16 protein-coding genes are annotated in these 19,818 nt (G+C 62.0%); 3 read left to right on the forward strand and 13 right to left on the reverse strand.

The window, feature by feature from the left end:
• The first annotated feature begins 35 nt into the window (after positions 1-35).
• Together mltA and H147_RS0105305 are read left to right on the forward strand one after the other, a co-directional pair.
• The gene (mltA, locus tag H147_RS0105300; RefSeq protein ID WP_019954313.1) at positions 36-995 is read left to right on the forward strand and encodes a murein transglycosylase A; all 960 of its coding nucleotides are present in this window, start codon (positions 36-38) and stop codon (positions 993-995) included.
• Complete coding sequence (locus H147_RS0105305) at positions 995-1,579, forward strand: Smr/MutS family protein (RefSeq protein WP_019954314.1); 585 nt, start codon at positions 995-997, stop codon at positions 1,577-1,579. Before mltA ends, H147_RS0105305 begins: the two co-directional genes overlap by 1 nt.
• Here H147_RS0105305 and H147_RS0105310 read toward each other — a convergent pair.
• From H147_RS0105310 to hslV, 5 genes are all read right to left on the reverse strand, one after another.
• A complete protein-coding gene (locus H147_RS0105310; protein ID WP_019954315.1) occupies positions 1,562-2,797 on the reverse strand; it encodes an MFS transporter in 1,236 nt (411 codons plus the stop codon). The two genes, H147_RS0105305 and H147_RS0105310, sit on opposite strands and share 18 nt — an antisense overlap.
• A gap of 59 nt (positions 2,798-2,856) precedes the next feature.
• The gene (locus tag H147_RS0105315) at positions 2,857-3,633 is read right to left on the reverse strand and encodes an SDH family Clp fold serine proteinase (protein ID WP_162561635.1); all 777 of its coding nucleotides are present in this window, start codon (positions 3,631-3,633) and stop codon (positions 2,857-2,859) included.
• A 353-nt stretch (positions 3,634-3,986) separates the two neighbouring features.
• Positions 3,987-5,285, reverse strand: coding sequence for an ATP-dependent protease ATPase subunit HslU (gene hslU / locus H147_RS0105320; RefSeq protein ID WP_019954317.1), 1,299 nt, complete (start codon positions 5,283-5,285; stop codon positions 3,987-3,989).
• Positions 5,282-6,364 (reverse strand): hypothetical protein, encoded by a 1,083-nt coding sequence (locus tag H147_RS0105325; protein WP_019954318.1) that lies wholly within the window; start codon positions 6,362-6,364, stop codon positions 5,282-5,284. The genes hslU and H147_RS0105325 overlap by 4 nt, the downstream gene beginning before the upstream one ends.
• Positions 6,361-6,915 carry an ATP-dependent protease subunit HslV gene (gene hslV / locus H147_RS0105330; protein WP_026352271.1) on the reverse strand — a complete coding sequence of 185 codons (555 nt, stop codon included), beginning with the start codon at positions 6,913-6,915 and terminating at the stop codon, positions 6,361-6,363. The genes H147_RS0105325 and hslV overlap by 4 nt, the downstream gene beginning before the upstream one ends.
• A 102-nt stretch (positions 6,916-7,017) precedes the next feature.
• Here hslV and H147_RS0105335 point away from each other — a divergent pair, with 102 nt between their 5' ends.
• A complete protein-coding gene (locus H147_RS0105335; protein WP_019954320.1) occupies positions 7,018-7,935 on the forward strand; it encodes a hypothetical protein in 918 nt (305 codons plus the stop codon).
• Positions 7,936-7,938: 3 nt separating this feature from the next.
• On the opposite strand, the gene trxA is transcribed toward H147_RS0105335, so the two are convergent.
• From trxA to regB, 8 genes are all read right to left on the reverse strand, one after another.
• Positions 7,939-8,259 (reverse strand): thioredoxin, encoded by a 321-nt coding sequence (gene trxA, locus H147_RS0105340; RefSeq protein ID WP_019954321.1) that lies wholly within the window; start codon positions 8,257-8,259, stop codon positions 7,939-7,941.
• A gap of 59 nt (positions 8,260-8,318) precedes the next feature.
• The gene (gene addA, locus H147_RS0105345) at positions 8,319-11,660 is read right to left on the reverse strand and encodes a double-strand break repair helicase AddA (RefSeq protein ID WP_019954322.1); all 3,342 of its coding nucleotides are present in this window, start codon (positions 11,658-11,660) and stop codon (positions 8,319-8,321) included.
• Positions 11,657-14,581 (reverse strand): double-strand break repair protein AddB, encoded by a 2,925-nt coding sequence (gene addB, locus H147_RS0105350; RefSeq protein ID WP_019954323.1) that lies wholly within the window; start codon positions 14,579-14,581, stop codon positions 11,657-11,659. The genes addA and addB overlap by 4 nt, the downstream gene beginning before the upstream one ends.
• The gene (locus H147_RS0105355; protein ID WP_019954324.1) at positions 14,574-15,245 is read right to left on the reverse strand and encodes a nucleotidyltransferase family protein; all 672 of its coding nucleotides are present in this window, start codon (positions 15,243-15,245) and stop codon (positions 14,574-14,576) included. Before H147_RS0105355 ends, addB begins: the two co-directional genes overlap by 8 nt.
• Entirely contained in the window at positions 15,242-16,210 is a 969-nt protein-coding gene (locus H147_RS0105360; RefSeq protein WP_019954325.1) for an aminoglycoside phosphotransferase family protein, read from the reverse strand. Before H147_RS0105360 ends, H147_RS0105355 begins: the two co-directional genes overlap by 4 nt.
• Positions 16,203-16,667 (reverse strand): tRNA (adenosine(37)-N6)-threonylcarbamoyltransferase complex ATPase subunit type 1 TsaE, encoded by a 465-nt coding sequence (gene tsaE / locus H147_RS0105365; RefSeq protein ID WP_019954326.1) that lies wholly within the window; start codon positions 16,665-16,667, stop codon positions 16,203-16,205. The genes H147_RS0105360 and tsaE overlap by 8 nt, the downstream gene beginning before the upstream one ends.
• A gap of 41 nt (positions 16,668-16,708) precedes the next feature.
• Positions 16,709-18,268, reverse strand: coding sequence for a PAS-domain containing protein (locus tag H147_RS0105370; RefSeq protein ID WP_019954327.1), 1,560 nt, complete (start codon positions 18,266-18,268; stop codon positions 16,709-16,711).
• Positions 18,269-18,344: 76 nt separating this feature from the next.
• A complete protein-coding gene (gene regB / locus H147_RS0105375; protein ID WP_026352272.1) occupies positions 18,345-19,748 on the reverse strand; it encodes a sensor histidine kinase RegB in 1,404 nt (467 codons plus the stop codon).
• Positions 19,749-19,818: the final 70 nt, after the last annotated feature.

Raw genomic sequence — 19,818 nt, forward strand, 5'->3', positions numbered from 1 at the left:
GCTGTTGGCAGCCTATCGGAAAAACAGGCAGCACGATGGCCAATGCGGCATATCAGATTTGTAGTTTCAATGACTTGAACGGATGGGCGGCCGATAATCATCGCGCCGCCCTTGACGTTTTCTGCAAGACAACCGACCGCATCACCGACCCTTGGTGGCAGGCCGCTTGCCATCTGGCGCCAACCAGCACCGACCCACGCGGTTTTTTCGAATTGTATTTCCGCCCTGTGATGATCACCGATGGCGCGCCCATGCTATTCACCGGCTATTATGAGCCTGAAATCGTGGGTGCGCGCGTGCCTGATGACAGGTTCCGCTATCCTGTTCACGCCGTGCCGCCGGATCTGCCCACAGGGGCGACACGTCGCCAGATCGCGGAAGATGACCTTGCCAAGGGCCACGAGATCGCATGGCTTGCCGATCCGGTCGATGCGTTTTTCCTGCAGGTGCAAGGGTCGGGGCGCATCCGTCTGCCGGACGGGTCCGTCCTGCGCTTGGGTTTCGCGGCCAAAAACGGGCTGCCCTATACGTCGGTCGGCAAGGAACTGGTCGCGCGCGGTGTTGTGTCGCCGGACAGGGTATCGGCTGCCTTCATCCGGGATTGGGTCAGCCAGAACCCTGTTGCCGGGCGCAATCTGCTGTGGATGAACGAAAGCTATGTGTTCTTTCGCGAACTGACCCATCTGGCGGATGATGATGGCCCTGTTGGCGCGATGAAACGCGCTGTCACGGCAGGGCGGACGATTGCGGTTGATCCCGATCATGTGCCGCTGGGCGCGCCGGTCTGGATCGAAAAGGACGCGCCCGACCCGATCACGCGGCTGATGGTCGCGCAGGATACAGGATCAGCGATCAAGGGTGCGCAGCGCGCGGATATTTTCTTCGGGACGGGTGATGCGGCAGGCGCTATTGCGGGCGGCGTGAAACATGGTGGCCGGATGATCGTGCTGCTCCCAATCGCGGTTGCGGACCGCATGGTCGCGGGGGTTATCTGATGCGCAAGCCACGCCATCTGTCCCCCGAAGAACGCGCGCTGTGGGATCGCGTCAAGGGCACGACCAAGCCGATGTCCCCCGAGGCAAAACCCGACCCCGCCCCGCTATCACCCGTGCACAAGAAGACCGTCGCGCCGCGCGACCCCTTGCCCGATTTTCGCGTTGGTCAAAAGGCCAATGCGCACCGGCCCAACGACCTGCTGCCCAGCATCACGCACCGCTTGGCCAATGCGCCCGTCAACATGGATAACAAATCTTTTGGCAAGATGAAGCGCGGCAAGCTGGTACCAGAGGCGCGGATCGACCTGCACGGGATGACGATGGCCGAGGCGCATCCCGAATTGCTGGCCTTCATCCTTGGGTCGCAGGCGATCGGGCGCAGGCTGGTTCTGGTCATCACCGGCAAAGGCAAGGACCGCGACGATGGCGGCCCGATCCCCACCCGCAACGGCGTATTGCGCCATCAGGTGCCACAATGGATGGCCATGCCGCCCTTGGCGCAGGCGATCCTGCAAGTCACACCCGCGCATCTGAAACACGGCGGGCACGGGGCCTATTACGTCTATTTACGCCGCAGGCGTTAGCGCGATCCGCGCCTGTCTGACTGGCACGATCATGATAAGCGAGGCAAAAGCGAACAGCGCGGCATAGCCCAATTGCTGCACCTCGAACCCGACGCCCGCGTCGATCAGCCAGCCACTGAACCCCGGCCCGATGGCGGAGCCAAGCACCATCAGCGCCGTCGCCACCGATTTGATCGCCCCGATATGCCGCGTGCCGTAAAGCTCTGCCCAGCAGGCGTTCAGGATCGTCGCCTGCCCGCCGCCCGCCAGCCCCATCAGGATGATAGCAATCGCCGTCCACCAAAGCGAGGGCGCATACCAATGCAGCACGAAGGCCACGACCAGCGGCAACAGGTAGATTGGCAACAGCCGCACTGCGCCGAACCTGTCGACGGCCCAGCCATAGACGATGGTGGAAAACAGCAGCGCGGCCGTGCCCAGCGGAAAGACCGCGACCAGTGACAGGTGCGACCAGCCCTTGATTTCTGCGAAATGGGCCTGATGGAACCAGAACGCGGTGCCGAAACCGGAAAACGACATGACCGCAGGCACAAGTACCCAGAACAACGGATGGCGCAGCGCCTCGGCTCGGGTCCAGTAGCGGCCGTCCATGCCGGTGGACTGGTTGCTTTCCGCCACGGATTGCGGCGTGCGTTCCAGACGGAGAAGACGGAACAGCACCGCACTTGCCAGCACGCAGAACACGGCACTGCCGACGAACAGCATCCGCCAGTCGATAAAGGATTTCAGCCAGACCATCGTCAGCGGCAATGTCGCTTCGCCCAGCATGAAGCCGAACGCGGCGATAGCCAGAGCCCGCCCGCGTGTGGCGACGAACCAGCGCGCCATCGACACGACGGCCACATGGCTGGTCATGCCCTGTCCGGTGAACCGCAGTGCGAAGATGACGAAAGGCAACAGCGCCACCGCCGGATTGAACGCCATCGCCAGACAAGCCAGCGCCAGCATCCAGACCACGACGATACCAAGGCTGCGCACGCGAAAACGGTCGGCCAACCCACCTGCGAACACCATCAGCAAGGCCGAAGCCCCGGTGCCGACCATATAGATCAGGCCCCATTCGCCGTTGGTCAGGCCGTAATCGGCCCGGATTTCACCTCCGAAGATCGAGATGAAAAAGGTCTGCCCGAAGCTGGACAGAAACGACAACAGCGCACCCGTCGCAAGGAAGGGCGCGTTGTCTCCGATAAAGGTCAGGTAGCTGCGCAAACCGGTCATGCCGTAGTCATGATCCGGTTAAGTGGAAGTTAAAAGTATACACCAAACAAAATCAAAAATTAGTCTGCGGAAACATTCCAACTCGCGCCTGACGAATTTTCGATAAACTTGATAGTCTTCACACGAGCGAACGATGCCACATAGGAATGATGAACCGACAAAACCAACTCCTGCAGCTTTTGGTCATCTTCAAGTCCAACAATGTTTAGTCCAATGTCTGAGCATTTTCTCCGTAGAAAATGGTGACCATGCTCGGTGGTTTCTTTGAAGCTCATCAAGTGAGCTATAGTCGCTGCAGCCTTTGCGTTAGAATCTTCTTCACCGGCGAACATATTCTCGGCGAGCCAAGTCATTACCATTTGCTTGGTTCCCTCGATTGCTCTTTCGCAATTTGAGATGAAAGCTGGAGGAAACTGTCTGAACACTTCCTGCCAAACGATTTGACGCAAGGGATCTGCCCTAACTTCTTCTAAAGCGGTCTTTATTTCTTCAATAACACCCATCGCAGGTACGCCGCGAACTTGTGGGTCAGTAGGGCCTAAGCTTGAATGCTTCCCCATGATGATAGTCTTGCTAGCACAAGCAATCATCGTGCCCGCCGAGAATGCACAGTGCGGAACAATGACACGAATATCTTTGCCGAACATGCTGTACAGGTATTCTACAAGTGCTCGGGTTGCTTCGATACTTCCACCGGGAGTCTGGATAAGAAGATCAAGGCCGCGGCTGCGATCCAAGTTATGGATTACAGCCATAAAGCCATTCATGTCAAAATCATCAATAGATGACGATGGATGTGGGGGTTGCTGCAGATAACCGGAGTAGTAAGCGATCACGGGTCGCCCAACATGGTCCGATAGCTTGCTAAGATAGCTGGACCGAAGCTTGTCACAGACTTCGACTATATCTTCTCAGTTAAGCTCTCTGCTTTGAATTTCCCGATCTATCTCGTTCCATGTAGGCATCTTTGGTGATTGAACTCGATCTAACTGTGATTGGCGTGAACTGACCATACATCGAAAAATTGACTTCGTGGAAGCTCACATTTTCAGTGCGCAATGCAGCACCCTCATTGCGCCTTAGCAAACCAGACTGGTTGAGCCTGTTGATTAGATCTGACATCGAATCACTCCTACACGATGAGTCATAATCACACACTTGAGTCAACCTAACAAGCACCAACCGAAGATCACAGCACGTAGCGGCTGACATCCACCGAGCGGGACAATTCTCCCAGATGCTTTTCCACGAAATCAGCATCGACGGCGATTTCCTCGCCGCCACGGTCGGGCGCGTTGAAGGACAGATCCTCGAACACCCGTTCCATTACGGTATAAAGCCTGCGGGCGCCGATGTTTTCCACCGCTTCGTTCACGTCGGCGGCGATCTTGGCCAATGCCTTGATCCCGTCCTCGGTGAAGGTGACGGTTACCTGTTCCGTCTGCATCAGCGCGGAATATTGCAGCGTCAGCGCGTTATCGGTTTCGGTCAGGATGCGGACAAAGTCGCCTTCGTTCAGGGCGCGCAGTTCCACCCGGATCGGCAGACGCCCCTGCAATTCGGGCAACAGGTCGGACGGTTTGGCGACGTGGAACGCACCGGAGGCGATGAACAGGATATGGTCGGTCTTGATCGGCCCGTGTTTGGTGGACACGGTCGTGCCTTCGATCAGGGGCAGCAGGTCGCGCTGCACGCCTTCGCGCGACACATCGGCACCGCGCGCGTCGGCACGGGCGCAGACCTTGTCGATCTCGTCCAGAAACACGATGCCGGATTGTTCCACCGCTTCCAATGCGGCCTTGGTGACGGTTTCATCGTCCAAGAGCTTGTCCGCCTCGTCCGCGATCAACGCATCATAGCTTTCGGAAACCGTCATGCGTTTTTTGACCGTGCGCCCGCCCATCGCCTTGCCGAACAGATCGCCGAGATTCATCATGCCGCCCTGTTGTCCGGGGATTTCAAAGCCGCCCATCGGGTTGGAAGTGTCGGTCAGTTCCAATTCGATGATCGTGTCGTCCAGTTCACCTGATTTCAGCTTGCGGCGGAACATCTCGCGCGTGGCTTCGCGGGCGTCCGTGCCGGCGACCGCGGTGATGACGCGTTCCTCGGCGGCTTCGCGGGCCTTGGTGCGCACGTCCTCGCGCATATGTTCGCGGGTATCCAGAATGGCGGTATCCATCAGATCGCGGATGATCTGTTCCACGTCGCGGCCGACATAGCCGACCTCGGTAAACTTCGTCGCTTCGACCTTGATGAAGGGCGCGCGCGCCAGTTTCGCCAAGCGGCGCGAAATTTCGGTTTTGCCCACGCCGGTGGGCCCGATCATCAGGATATTCTTGGGATACACCTCGTCGCGCAGGTCGTCGCCCAGCTGCTTGCGCCGCCAGCGGTTGCGCAGGGCGACGGCGACGGCGCGCTTGGCCTCGGCCTGTCCGATGATGAAACGGTCGAGTTCGGAGACGATTTCGCGGGGGGTCAGGTCTGTCATGTCAGTCCTTGGCTATGAGAAGGAGGAAGTCTGTGTAGCGGCACGAAGCCAGGCATCAGACGCAGGATGCGGGCACGGATCCGTTCCCAGAACGCACCCAGCAGCAACAGCACGATTCCCAGCACCAGCACGGTATAGGCCGCACCGCCACCGTCCAGCACGGTGCCTGCCAGCACGACGATGTAACCGATGGCAGCGATCAGGAACGATCGCCGGTCGATGACGATGGCGACGATGGCGAACAGCGCAAGGAAGCCCAGAAGGATCAGGTTCGACCCGCCGCTCTGCTGATCCAGCAACGACAGGGCAACCGTGTTCACCAATGCAGGTGCGGCCACGACATGCAGCCAGAACCCGTTGGCCGACCGCCGCGTGACGCGGTGCGGGTCGCTCATGTCAAAGGCCATTGCGACTGCGAACACCAGCAGGCCCAGCCCCAGCGTGATCCAGGCAAAAGGCCCGCCCGCCGACAACAGGAACAAGTCGCTCATCCCTTCGATCCGGCCCCCCCGGCTGGCGGTAAAGATGATCGCCACCACGAACAGCCCGACCGCGATCATCGCCATCGCGAATGGCACGCGAAACCGCCACCAATAGACCGCAAGGGCAAGCGTCGCGATGAATAGTGGAAACGGCACGCTGGAATAATCGCCTTGCGCGATCATGAACGGTTCCGACATCACGGCGATAAAACCGAACGCGGCATTTGCCGCGAACATGACCGACAGCGCGATGGCAGGTGCCACCATGCGTCGTTTGCGGATAAAGTATTCCGACAGCAACCAGAGAAATCCTGCCCCCGCCAAAGACACGCCCAAGGCATAGTCCTGCAAGTTGAAGATCTGGTTTCCGCCAAGAAAAAGCGTGACAACACCCCACCAGCCTGACGACAGGATCAGCAGACCGATCACGATGAAAATCTCGTTGAAGCCTTTGAACAGCTCGAACGGTTCGTCACCTTCGCTCAGCGCCTCGCGCGCGCCACGGCGGCTGTCGGCAAGGCTGATCAGATTGGCGGCCTGCCTCTCCGTCAAAAGCCCGCTGCCGACGGCCGCTTTCAGGTCGTCGCGGTTGATCATCCGATACTCTCCACCGTCAGTTTGCCGTTGGTGTAAACGCAGATATCTGCGGCAATCGCCATGGCCTTGCGCGCGATGTCTTCGGCGGACAGGTCGCTGTCCATCAACGCGCGTCCGGCGGCCAGCGCGTAATTGCCGCCCGATCCGATCGCGGTCACGTCATGTTCGGGTTCCAGCACGTCGCCTGCGCCGGTGATGACGAACATTTCCTTGCCGTCGCTGACGATCAGCATCGCTTCCAGCTTTTGCAGGTATTTGTCGGTGCGCCAGTCCTTGGCCAGCTCGACGCTTGCGCGGGCCAACTGGCCCGGCGTCGCCTCCAGCTTTTTCTCCAGCCGTTCCAGCAGGGTAAAGGCATCGGCGGTGGACCCTGCGAAACCGCAGATCACATCCTGCCCGCCCGGTGACAGGCGGCGCACCTTGCGCGCGGTGCCCTTGATGACCGTCTGGCCCAGCGACACCTGCCCGTCACCTGCGATCACGACCTTGCCGCCTTTGCGCACCCCGATGATCGTGGTGCCGTGCCAGCCGGGAAAGTTGTCTTGCGCCATCGTCACCATCTCCGTTTTGCCTGCGGTTTATATGGCGGCAGCGTGCAGGGCAAACAACCCCGCTACCTTGCCGCTGACCAAACGCAAGGCTAGCGTGATCGGATGAGCGCCGCCAGCATTGTCACGTTTTACCTGCATCCCAAGCTGCGCAAGCAGGCAGAGGAGGGACGGCATAACTTTATTGCGCTGATCTGCAAGGTGCTGACTGGTGCGGGATTGTCGGTCGCTTTTGACAACGACGATGACATTGCGCGGCTGCGCGCCCTGGCGCGACCCGGTCGCGGGGTTTTCCTGATGGACCGGCCCGTCAATGATCGCAGCCTGACAATGCGCAAGACCTACATTTTTCCATTCTGGCACATCGAAAAGCAGGCAGAGCGTTGGGATTGGCCCGTTGCGGAAATCGCGTTCGACCCCGGGCTTGTCGATGACCGCAAGGCCGCAAACTTTTGCTTCTTGTGGCAAAAGCGCCTGTTTGACGATGCTGTGCGCGAAACGCGCAACGACGGGTTCGTCTATGTCCCGCTGCAAGGGCGTCTGACGGTGCAGCGGTCTTTTCAGCACTGTAGCCCGATCAATATGATCCGCACGATCCTGCGCCACGATCCGAAACGGCCGGTCATGGCGACGCTGCATCCCTCCGAGGTCTATGGACCAGAGGATCATCAGGCGCTGGAAACCCTGATGGCCGAAAATGACCGGCTTTACATCCGCACCGGCGAACCTGCGCGGTATCTGCGGACCTGCGATTACATCGTGACGCAGAATTCAGGCGTGGCGCTTCAAGGGTTCTTTTTCAACAAACCCGCGATCCTGTTCGCAAAATCGGATTTTCACCACATCGCGCTGAACGTCGGCGATATCGGCGCGCAGGCTACGTTCGGCGCTGTCATGCGCCACACACCCGATTACGCGGCCTATCTTTACTGGTTCCTGCAAACGCAGGCGATCAACGCAGGCAGACCGGACGCGCAAGACCAGATTGCACGGGTCTTGCGCGGCCATGGCTGGCCTGTGTGACGATCAGATCGAGGCTTCGATCCAGCCCTGGATCGCGGCCTTGGGGGCTGCACCGGCCTTATTGGCGACGACCTGGCCGTTCTTGAACACGAACAGCGCGGGGATGCCGCGCACGCCCATCTGTGCCGGCGAATTCGGGTTGTCGTCGACGTTGACCTTGACGATTTTCACCTTGCCGGCCATCTCGTTGGACAGTTCTTCCAAAGCGGGGCCGATCTGTTTGCAAGGGCCGCACCATTCCGCCCAGAAATCCACGACGACGGGGATATCGGACTGGCGCACTTCGGCGTCAAAGGTTGCGTCTGTTACTGCTACGGTGGCCATTGGGATGCTCCTTGGCGTCATTCACTGGACCGCGAACGTAGGAACGTGCGGCGCAATGGTCAAGCCGTGGCAAGACCCGCCATCGTTTCGTGAAGCAGCGTTTCAGGCAAGACCATCAGTTCCGCCGTCGCCGTCCAAAGGATCGCGACCGTGATTTGCCGGTCTGCAAACACCTGCCGCAGCGCCGCATCATAGACCGCCTGCTGGCGCAACACGCCCAGCGGTGTTTGCGCGGGGCTGTCGGGCACGATGCGGTTGGTCTTGTAATCGACCGCCAGCACGGTCGTCGGTGTCAGGATCAGCCGGTCGATCGTGCCGTGGATACGGCCCAAAGGCGGCAGATCGGCGGTGACCGGCACCTCGGTCAGCGCGTCATCTGTCCACAGATGGCCAAGCGCGGGTTGGTCCAGCAGCCGGATCACGCTGTCCGTCAGGCTGGGGTCGGTCGGCACCAGCGCATAGCCTAGCCCCGCCCTGTCGGCAGGGGCAGTGCGCGGCAGATGTTCCAGCAACAGGTGGATCAGCGTGCCGCGTTCCGTGGCGTCTTCGTCATCTTCCGTCACATCGCGGGGCAGGACCTTGGCCCCCGGTAAATCCGACGGGGAAATCGTCTTGCTGCGCGCGATATCGGGCAGCGTGCCGAATTCCGGCACGACCACTTCGGGTGCTGTGACTGCTGGCTTTTCCACGAGATCCAGCCCGTCCCAATCGAGATAAGCGACGCGCTGCACCTCCAGATCGCCCGACATCGCGGTTTCGGCCTGACGTTCCTTCATCCCGGCGGCAACGATGTTGTACCAGCTGTCCATACCATCGCCCACATCGCCCGACGCCCCCACGATCAGCCATTTTTCCGCCCGCGTCATCGCGACATACAGCAGGCGCAGGCGTTCCTCGTCCTGCTTGGCCAGCACGGCCTCGCGCAGGGCGACCACCGCAGCGGGCGTTGCCGCACTTGGCGTTTTCCAGATCACGCAATCGGGGGCGGACAGGATGTCGCCCTTGAAATCGTTCTTGCGCTTCATGGTTTCGGGCAGGATCACGATGGGCGCTTCCAGCCCCTTGGCGCCATGGACGGTCATCACCCTGATCTTGTCGCCCTGGCTGTCCATCTGGCGTTTGACCTCCAGATCGTCGGTCTGCATCCATGTCAGAAACCCCGTCAGGCTGGGCACGCCGGTCTGTTCATAGGCCAGCGCCTGCGACAACAGCGCGTCGATCCCGTCTTCGGCCTCTGGCCCCAGCCGCGCGAGCAGTTTGCGCCGCCCGTCGTGGCGGGTCAGGATGCGGGCGATCAGGTCGTAGGGGCGCAGGAAATCGGCCTTGCCGCGCAGGTCGTCCAGCACGGCCAGTGTGTCGGGATGCGGCGCCTTGCGCAGAGCTTCCCACAGGAATTCCTTGTCGCCGCGATGATGCGCCAGCGTGAACAGGTCCTGTTCCGACCAGCCGAACAGCGGCGACCGCAGGGCAGCCGCCAGTGACAGATCATCCTCGGCCAGCGCGAGAAAGGACAGCAGCGCCGCCAGATCCTTGACCGCCAGTTCCGCCCCCACGCGCAAACGGTCGGCACCGGCGACGTTCAGTCCCGCCGCCTTGCAGGCGCGGATGATCTCGGCGAACAGGTCGGACCGGCGCTGCACAAGGATCAGGAAATCCCCCGCCGTCACCCTGCGGCGCTTGTAGGTGCCGGAATTGCCGTCCTCCACAGGGATGGTTTCATTTGCGATCATATGGCTGATCTGGTCCGCGATGCGCTGGGCCATCTGGACATTGTGGTCAGCCTCGCCCGGTTGGTCGACAGGCTGATACCAGGGGCGGTTATCCTCGGTCTTGGCGGCTTCGATCACGGGCCACAGATCGACGCGCCCCGGCATCCGGTCCTTGAACGCGATATGGGTCAGGCTGTCGTCCATCCCCGCCGCCTGTTCGCCCGTAAACGTGGCATCGACAACCGACAGGATCGCCTGCGACGACCGGAACGAATGGTCGAGCGATGTGGCCTCGAAAGGCTTGCCGATTGCTTTGTGTGCCGCACGGAAATGCGCCTTCATCTTGTCAAAGGCGGCGGGATCGGCCCCCTGGAAGGAATAGATCGACTGTTTCTTGTCGCCGACGACGAACACCGTGCGTTCGCGGTTGGGCCGCGACCCCGCGCCGGTGGCAAATTCCTGCGTCAGCGTTTCGACCACGTCCCATTGCGCGGGGCTGGTATCCTGCGCTTCGTCCACCAGCACATGGTCGATCCCGCCATCAAGCCGGAACAACACCCATTGCGCGACCGCCGGATCGGTCAAAAGCGCGCGCGCCTTGCTGATCAGATCGTCGAAATCCAGCGCCCCCATGGCCAGCTTGCGCGCCTCATAGGCGGGGACGAACGCGCGGCCAAAGGCGTAAAGGGCGAGGGTGCGGTCCAAAGCGGCAAGCGCCATCCGGTCCTGACGCGCCTCGGCGACCAGTTCCATCAGGATGTCGATATCCGCAATCAGCTCGGGGTGGGCTGCGCGCACCGCCTTGGTCGGGAAACTGCCGATCTTGGGGCCAAAAGGGTCTTTTGCGGAATCCCCGAACAGGAAAATCCCTTCCAGCAGCTGCAGGTCCGACAACCGTGCCGTGCCATCGGCAGCGACAGCGCGCAATTTGTGCGCGGCCTTCTGGTCCGTCACGCTGCCTGTGGCGCAGATCTGCTGGAACTGGCGGATGGCCGCGATGGCATCGGCATCGAGCACACGCGAAACGAGGCTTTCCGCCGTGATGGCCGGATCGATGGCAAGCGTGCGGCAAATGTCGGCGCGCTGGGTGGTTTGTTCAAACGCCGCCTTGTGGCGCGCCACCTCGGCGGTCAGTTTCGCCAGATCATCGCCGGTGAAATGCCGCAGCATCCCTTGGACGGCATCCGCCGCGTCGCCCTGCACCAACTGGTCCATCACATCGGCGCGCAAAAGTTGCGCGGCGCGGTCTTCCATTTCGCGGAACTGGGGGCTGACGCCCGCCTCCAGCGGAAAGCGGCGCAGCACACCGGCGCAAAAGGAATGGATCGTCTGGATTTTCAGGCCACCCGGCGTTTCGATCGCCCGCGCGAACAAGGTGCGCGCGGCGCGCAGCTGATCCGCGTCGATGGACCGGTCCACGCCCAGGCCACGCAGATCGTCGCGCAACGCATTGTCGGGCATCATCGCCCAAGCGCCCAGACGCTTGAACAGCCGGTTCTGCATTTCGGCGGCGGCGGCCTTGGTATAGGTCAGGCACAGGATGTTCTGCGGCGATACATCCTCCAGCAGCAGGCGCGCCACGCGGTCGGTCAGTACGCGGGTCTTGCCCGACCCCGCATTGGCCGTAAGCCATGTCGAGATCCGCGGATTGGCCGCATCGACCTGCCGCTGGGTGGCGGCGTCGCGGTTCACGTCAGCACCTCGGGGTGTGCGGGGTCACTGGTGTCCCATTCGCCAAAGCGGGACAGATGGTCATAGCTTCCGCTGTCGTTCTTGGAAAACAGCGCATAACGGGCGGTGTATCCACTGTCAGGCTGCTGCCAATGTTGCAAAAGTGCAATCATTCCCGCCATGGTCACGTCCGTCGGACTGTCTTTCATCGGTGCCTGCTTGGTTGCTGCATCGGGCTTGATGCTGACAAACAGCGCATCCGCGACCTGCACGGGGCCGACACCTTCAAAGCCACCGTTTTCGACTATCGCCACCTCAAGCAGCAATTGCTTGTCGAATTTTTCCTGCTGCGGCTGGCTGGGCATCGTGCCGGTCTTGTAGTCGTAAAGGATCGCCGTGCCGTCTGGCGTCAAGTCGATCCGGTCGGCCTTGCAGGTCAGCGTCACGCCCACGGCAGGGATCAGAAGCTTGCCTTTTTCCTCGACCAGACGCGTGTCGGACAGGGCGTGCCGGTCCACCTCGGCGGCGCAGAACGCCACCGCCGCCTGTGCGAACCGCGCCATCCATTGCGCGCGGTTTGTGGGCCACGGGCATTTTTCGGCGAACTGCTGTGCCGCGATATCCAGCAAGGCGTCCAGATCGTCAGGCGCATGGTTCTGCCTGATGAAATCCTCGAGTATCCCGTGGATGATCACCCCGCGCAGCGGCGCATCCGCGCTGGGCGTCAGCGGATCGAGAGGGTCCAGCCGCAACACCTTGCGCGCATAGATCGCATAGGGGTCGCGGATCAGCGTCTTGATCTGCGTGACGGAAAACTGGTCGGGCCGTGACGCGACCGGCGGGCAAGGCGCGGGGCGTTTCGCCTTTGGCGTTTCACGTGTGGGTGCGGCAAGCTTGGCTGCTTTTGCAAGCCAGTCATCGCCGCGCGCGCGCACGGCTTTCAGGGCGGTGTCACCGCCTTGGGCGGGCAAGCCGCCCAGCAGGTTCGTCAGCCGGTTGACCCAGCGCGACGGGATGGTTTCCGCGTCCGATGACCGTTTGGCGCGGGTGATCCAGACCTCGCGCCCTGCCACGGCCTGCTGGTAATCATGCGCCGACAGACCCACGCGGCGTTCGGGCAAAAGCAGCCCCGCCTGTGCGCGCATCATCCGGTTCAGCCACGGGTCGGGTGCGGGGGCTTCTGGCCAAACACCGTCGTTCATGCCGCCAAGGATGGTCAGATCGGCGCCTTGCACCCGCGCCTCGAGCGTGCCCCAGATCAGGATTTGCGGATGGCCTGCATCGCGGTCGCGCACGACGCCGCCTGACAGGATCTTGCCGAACAAAGCTGCGTAATCGCGGGGCGACATGGTGCTACCGGAACCCGCATGAATGCGCAGGTCGGTGCAGATGCGCTGCGCCTCGCGGCCTGCGGCCTCGGCCCACAGGCCACCGGCTCCGGACAGGGCGGGACCGGCGCAAAAGGATTCCGCCAGCGTCAGATGCGCGTCCAGATGGTCGGCCAGATGTTTGTCGCCCACGCCATCAAGGCCCGAAATCAGCCCTGCCACCCACTCTGCCCAAGGCTGGCGGTCTGGGCGATCAGTGGCCCATTGCAGCAACGTTTCGGCCGTGGGGAACGGCGGCCCCTTGCGACGCAAGTGCAGTTCCAGATCATGCGTCAGGCGCAAGTGATCGCCACGCTGGGCATCGCCCGAATGGCACAAAGGATGCTTCAGCAATGTCAGCAACGCCTCGCCCGTCAGTTGCGTGCCGAACAGATCCGCCACATGGCGCAGCAACCGCCCCGGTGGCGACAATTGCAAGGGCGTGCCGGCGCTGTCGTCGGGCCTGATGTCCCATCGGTCCAAGGCGGCGGTCACCTGACGCGTCAGCATCCGGTCGGGCGAGATCAGGGCGGCGGTGATCCCGTCCTCCACCGCCTGGCGCAGGCGCAGGGCGATGGCCTCTGCCTCGGCCCGGGGGGATGCGGCCTCCAGCAAAGTCAGCCCTTCGGTTGCGGCGATCAGATCTCCCAATTCGGGGCCTTCTTGTAGCCACTGGCTGGTGACGGGCGCAGGCCGCAGCGACAGCGACACCAGCCGGTTGCGCGCGGGGCGCTGCGGCGCAAGGTCGGACCAGCGCGCGACATCAGCAGGGGCAAAGCCGATCAGGTCCATCAGCCGTTTGAAGCGGTATTGCGGATGATCCTCATGTGTCAGCCCGTCATCCATCGCGGACCAGACGGTATCGGGCAGGTCGGTGTCATAGCCCGGCAGCACGATCGCCCCTTGCGGCAGTTTCGCCACCGCCTGCATGAACAGCGCGGTCGCCCCGCGCGACCCCGTGGACCCCGCCACGATCACCGGATGATCGGGGGGCACATCCGCCCAGCGCGCGGCCAGCGTTTCGATCACCAGCCTTTGGCGGGCCTCGGTATCGGGCTGGCCGGTGGTGTCGAAAAACTGCGCGATGATCGTCAGAAATTTCTGCGCGCGCGCCCAATGGCCGGACTGGTCGCTGACGTCAAGCGCGGCGATGGCATCGGGGCTGACGCCTTCGCCCTGCATTTCATCCATCAGGCTGGCCAGACTGTCGGACAGATCGTAAAGTGCTGCACGCGGGGCCAGATCGGGTTCGCTTTCCAGCAGTTGGGCCACCAGTTGCGACAGTTCCAGACGGCGCTGCAAAGGGGCCACGGCAGGGGGCACGTCCTTTGATATCGGGTCGCGGGCAAGGTCCGTCACCAGCCGTATGCGCGGCAACAGCAGCGCCGGCCCTTCATCGAACATCGCGCGGATGCGCCGCTGCATGCGGGCTGTGTTGACGTAGATTTCGACCCGCGCGAAATCCTCGGGTGGCATACCTTCCGCCCGCGCCATCAGCCCCGCGACAAGGCCCTTGGCGTAATCGACCCCGCAGGGTTCGACGAAAATGCGCGGGCTGGTGGTCGGGTCAAACATGCAGCATGGCCTCGGCCAGCGGAATACTGGATGGTTGCCCCACATCGCACCATTGCTCGTCATAAACCACGCCATAAAGCCCGCCACGCGCTGCCATGGCGTCCCAGATCAGGTTCAGTGAAAAGGCGTCCCGCGCCACATCGGCCAGCGTTTCGGTACGGATGATCTGCACGCCGGTATAGATCGCATCCGCTGCGCGGTGCAGGCGGCCTTCCGCATCGCGGGTGAAATCGCCCGCGCCTTTGTGCCCGTGGACGCGGTCGCGCGGTACGATCAGCAAAAGCGCCTCCATCCCGTCGCGCCACGCGGCGGCCAGTTGCACAATGGGGTTTCGCCCGCGCCAGACCGCGTCGGTGTTCAGCGTGATGACGGGACCAGCACCCAAAAGCGGCAGCGCGTGGCGCAAGCCGCCGCCGGTTTCGCGCAACATATCTGTTTCATCGGAAAACAGGATATCCTGCCCCGCCAGATGATGGCGCAACATGTCGGCGTGGTAATGCAGGTTCGCGACCTTTGTGCCGACCTCTGGCACGTCCGTCAGCGCCAGCGCATGGTCGATCAACGGTTTGCCTGCGACCTGCACCAGCGGCTTGGGCCGGTCCTTGACCAGATCACCCATGCGCGTGCCCAGCCCCGCCGCGAACAAAAGCGCCGGAAACCTCATCGCTGCAACCTTGCCAGCAAGGCTGCGTCCGGTGGTGGCAGCAGGTCAGCCACCACGTCGCGCAGATCGGCCAGCGCCGGATGTGCGAGGTCCTTATGCAACTGCGCCCAGACGCGCGGGATCATCGGGATATAGCGGGTTTTTTTCATGTCCTTCGCGAGTCTCGCGAAAACGCCAAGAATACGCAAGTTGCGCTGCGCCCCCAGACAGGCCAGTTGCGCCGGAAAATCACGGCCTGCCCCGGTCGCTGCGCTGAAATGCGCGACCATCGCGGTGCAGATATCGTCGGGCACATCGCGCCGTGCGTCGCGCAGCAGCGACGCCAGATCATAGCCCAATGGCGCGACAAAGGCGTCCTGAAAATCCAGCAGGCCGACCCGTGCGAGGCCCGTCAGATCGGGCCGCCAGATCAAGTTTTCTGCGTGATAATCCCGCAGCGCGAGCGTGTCGGGGGTGGGTACCAACGCCGCCATCGCGCGGGTCACGGCGATGACGAGTTCAGGCACCGGGCGTTGCGCGTAATGGGGGCCGGTGATCGCGACCATTTCGCCTGCGACGGCGGGTGTGAGCCGTGCCAGCGCGGGAGGCGCCACCGTGGCCAGATGGACCAGCACTTCGACACTGGCGCGGTAGAGCGGCAGCGCCTCGCCCGGGTGCTGGTCCAGCCATTGCGCCACGCTGTTGCGGCCAAGGTCGGACAGCAAAAGCAGGCCCGCCTGCCTGTCCTGCGCCAGTATCGCGGGCGGGTGCAGCCCGGCATCCGCCAGAAATGTGGCGATGTCGACAAAGGGGGTGACGTTCTCGCCTGCCTCGGGTGGCGCGTCCATCAGGATGAGGGTGTCCGCACCATCCGTCAGCCGCAGGTACCGGCGGCCGGATGCATCGGCGGCGATAGGCTGTTGCGTCCAGCGGTCATGGCCCGAACGTCCCAGAAAAGCGGCGATGGCGCGGTCCCGGTCAGACATGCAGGCCAGTCAGGCGATCCTGCCACGCGGGTGGCGCGTCAAAGGTGACAATGTGATCATCCGCGCGTGCGGCAAAAGTCAGCGTCAGCGCGGTACCGGGTGCATCAGGGCCCAGCCTGTCAGGCCATTCGATCAGGCAGATTGCGGTCTGGAACGCGTCTTCAAGGCCGAGTTCCAGCACTTCGGATGGGTCGGTCAGCCGGTAAAGATCGCAGTGCCAGATGTCGCCATCTGGCGCGTCATAGGTTTGGACCAGCGTGAAGGTGGGCGATGGCACATCCTCCATCCGGTTCAGACGGGCGCGGATCACGCCGCGGGCAAAGGCGGATTTTCCCGCACCGATGGGACCCTGGAGCAGGATGGTGTCGCCAGGGCGCAGCAATGCGGCCATCGCCGCGGCAAACCGGTTGGTCGCTGCTTCGTCAACAAGGCTGATCTGGCGTGTGGTGGAAATCATGCCAAGACCTTATGGTCTGTATGATCACCTGCAAGTCGAAATCAGCGCTTCACCGCGCGGATTGCTGGATCGTTTTGTGCCAGCTTGCGCAGGACCGGCAGGTTGCGCGGTGCAAGAGTGAACCGCACCATCGTCATCCCCCCCGAAATCGGTGTTGCCTGACAGCGCAGCATCCGCCCATCGGCGAGCAGGGCATCATCTGACCATGGTGTGCGCGGGCCGGGCTGATGAATGAAATGCTGCAGGTCGGTCCAGTCGGTCGCCGCGGTACAGCAAGTGTGCCACACCGCCATTTCCGCAGCAAAGGCACGGTGTTCGAGGCCCAGATCCGTCGGCATGTCCCAAAGCGATGCATAGGCGCGGTTGTACATCACCAACGTACCGGCAGTGGTGAATACCGCAATCGCATCGGGCAGGGCGTCAAGGACCGCCTGCCCGGTTTCGATATCCGAACGGAAACGGCGGGTCAGGGAAAGCTCTGCTGTGATATCTTCGAACAGAAAGGCGAATGCGCCATCGGGATGCGGTCGTCCTGTGACCCGAAAAGCCTGCCCGTCGGGGAGGTTCCATACCTCGCTGTAGGTGCCGTTCTTGGCGGCGGTTTCGACGGCGGTGAACTGATCCCGCCATGACGCATAGTTCTTGGGCTCGGGCAAAATGCGGGTTTCGCGCAGGCGGTCCAGCACGGTATCAATCGTCGGACGTGTACTCAGGAATTCGAACCCCAGCCGTGTCATGTCCAGCAACGCGGGGTTGAACGTCGCCAACTGGCGACGTTTGTCGAATATCGCAAGCCCGATGGACAGTTCTGCGAAGGTCTTTCCCAGGGTCTGGACAAAGTTACGTCTTTCCTGATCGGCACGCACGGTTGCGTTGGCATCTGTCGCAAAGTGCAAGCGCGATGTGCCTTGGCAAACAGTCACGACGTCGAACCAGTGTTCGGCGCCGGTCTTTGGCATCGGCACCGCAATCCGGCGCATGGCGGGGATCACGGCATCAGCGGTGCAAAATGTCTTGCCGGCGATGACGTTCTGTTTATCAGGGTCAAGCCGCCCCCAGAAATCAAGATAGGCCTGATTGGCCCAGATCAGCTTGCCCTCGACATCAGTCCGCCAGATCAGGTGCGGGGCGTGGCGCAGGACATCGCGCAGCATCGCCAGTTCGGCAGTTTGCTGACTTGCGGCAAACTGACCGGGCGTGCTGGCCGCGTCGTCGGGCCATGTGCCACCGACCGCGACACGGAGCTGGCCGTTAGGCCAGTCAACATCGATCCACACGGATTCGTGGTGCCGATGCACAATCCTGCATGGCTTTTGGGCAGCGGATTCGAAATACGCGGCAAGGCCTGGAAACTGCGGATCAAGAACATGGATCATCGCATCGCGGTCCGGCATCAGGCTGAACGGCGCGATCAACTGTTGTGCGTCTGGCGTCGTGTCGATCAGGTCGTCGCCATGAAACAGGAAAACCGGCCCTGACGGCGGCGGATGCGCCTGATCGCGTGGCGCATCTGCCGATTTCCTGCGCCACTGCGTCGCCAGCGTTGCGCCAAGGCCAGCGGCGATCGCCATTGCGGCGATGGTCAAAAGAATCAGCGACATTGTGCAGTGGTCCTTGCCTGTTCAGGCCCCGACCCTCGCCCAGTAAAGTTAACTGAGGGTTAAGCCTGAGACAGGGTCACGGCCATGGTCTGATGGGGACGTTCTGGCCCAGCGCCGGTGCATTGCCCTTGTTGATGGGAACGACCTTTTCGCGTGGCCAGACGACATCGACGATCGCGCCGCCTGTCGCTTGCCCGGTCCAGCTTGCGTGGCCGTGCCTGCGGCTGTTGGCAAAGGTCAGTTGCGCGCCCGACCGTTCCAGAAGGGTCTTGGCGATGAACAGGCCGAGCCCCATGCCTTCGTATCCGGGACGGCGAATGCCGTCTTCTGCCAATCTGCGACGGCGGACATAAGGGTCGCCGATGCGCCCGATGACGGATTGCGGAAAGCCGCTGCCGTCATCGGATATGCGGATGCTGATCGCGCTGTCGGACCATGTCATCTCGATCCAGACTTCGCTTTGCGAAAAATCGACGGCGTTCTGGATCAGGTTGCGCAGCCCGTGGATGATTTCCGGCCTGCGGTTGATGACGGGTTGGGTTTGCGTCGATCCCTGTTCAGGCGCGATTTCGAACGTCACCATCTTGCCCCGGCTGAGATGCGGTTCAGCCGCTTCGCGGACCACAGTTTCCAAGGGGGCCTGCCGCAGATGAAGGTCATCCTTGCCGACCCGTCCCATCGAATGAAGGATGTCGCGGCACCTGTCGGCCTGTGACCGGATCAGGTTCGCGTCCTCCAGCAGTTCGGGATAATCTTCAAGTTCCTCCATCAGTTCCGTGCTGACCAGTTTTATCGTGGCCAGTGGCGTGCCAAGCTCATGCGCGGCGGCAGCCACGACACCCCCGAGGTCTGTCAGTTTCTGTTCGCGTGACAGAGCAAGCTGCGTTGCTAACAGCGCCTCGCCCATGGCGTGCATTTCGGTCGTGACCTGCCGGGCATAGATCGCCAGAAAAACGACACCGATGACAAGCGCCAGCCAGAACCCGAACTGGAACAGCAAAGGCAACGCCAGAAGACGGCCGTCCGTCATTTGAAGGGGCATGTGAAAATTGCTGATCAGCGTGATCATGCAAATCGCTGCGACGCCGAGAAAGATCGTGCTGCGCAGATGCAGGACGGTCGCGGCAATGGTGACAGGGGCCAGCAGCAGCAAGGCGAACGGGTTGTTCAGCCCCCCGGTCAGAAACAGCAGCAGCCCCAGTTGGATAAGATCGAAGAACAGCCAAAGCCGCGCTTCGCGTTCCGACAGCCGCTTGTTTTCCGGGTTGCTGTAGCGCGATATCAGGTTGGCAAGAACGGAACACGCGATGACGATGCCGACAAGCCCGTACTGGAATTCGAGTTGATAGACATTCGCCGCAACGATCGCCGCAACCGCTTGACCCAGTGCGGCGAACCAGCGCAGCGTGACGAGCGTGCGCAACCGCACCCAGTTGCTGCGTTCCTGATCATGGAACATCTGGAATTCGGAAATCGACATCGGCAGCGACCTTGCACCTGAAAGCGCTGTGATAATGCCTGCCTGCGCTGCAAGCAATGCGACCAATCGG

The sequence above is a fragment of the Yoonia vestfoldensis DSM 16212 genome (genome assembly GCF_000382265.1).
Taxonomy (GTDB): Bacteria; Pseudomonadota; Alphaproteobacteria; order Rhodobacterales; family Rhodobacteraceae; genus Yoonia; species Yoonia vestfoldensis.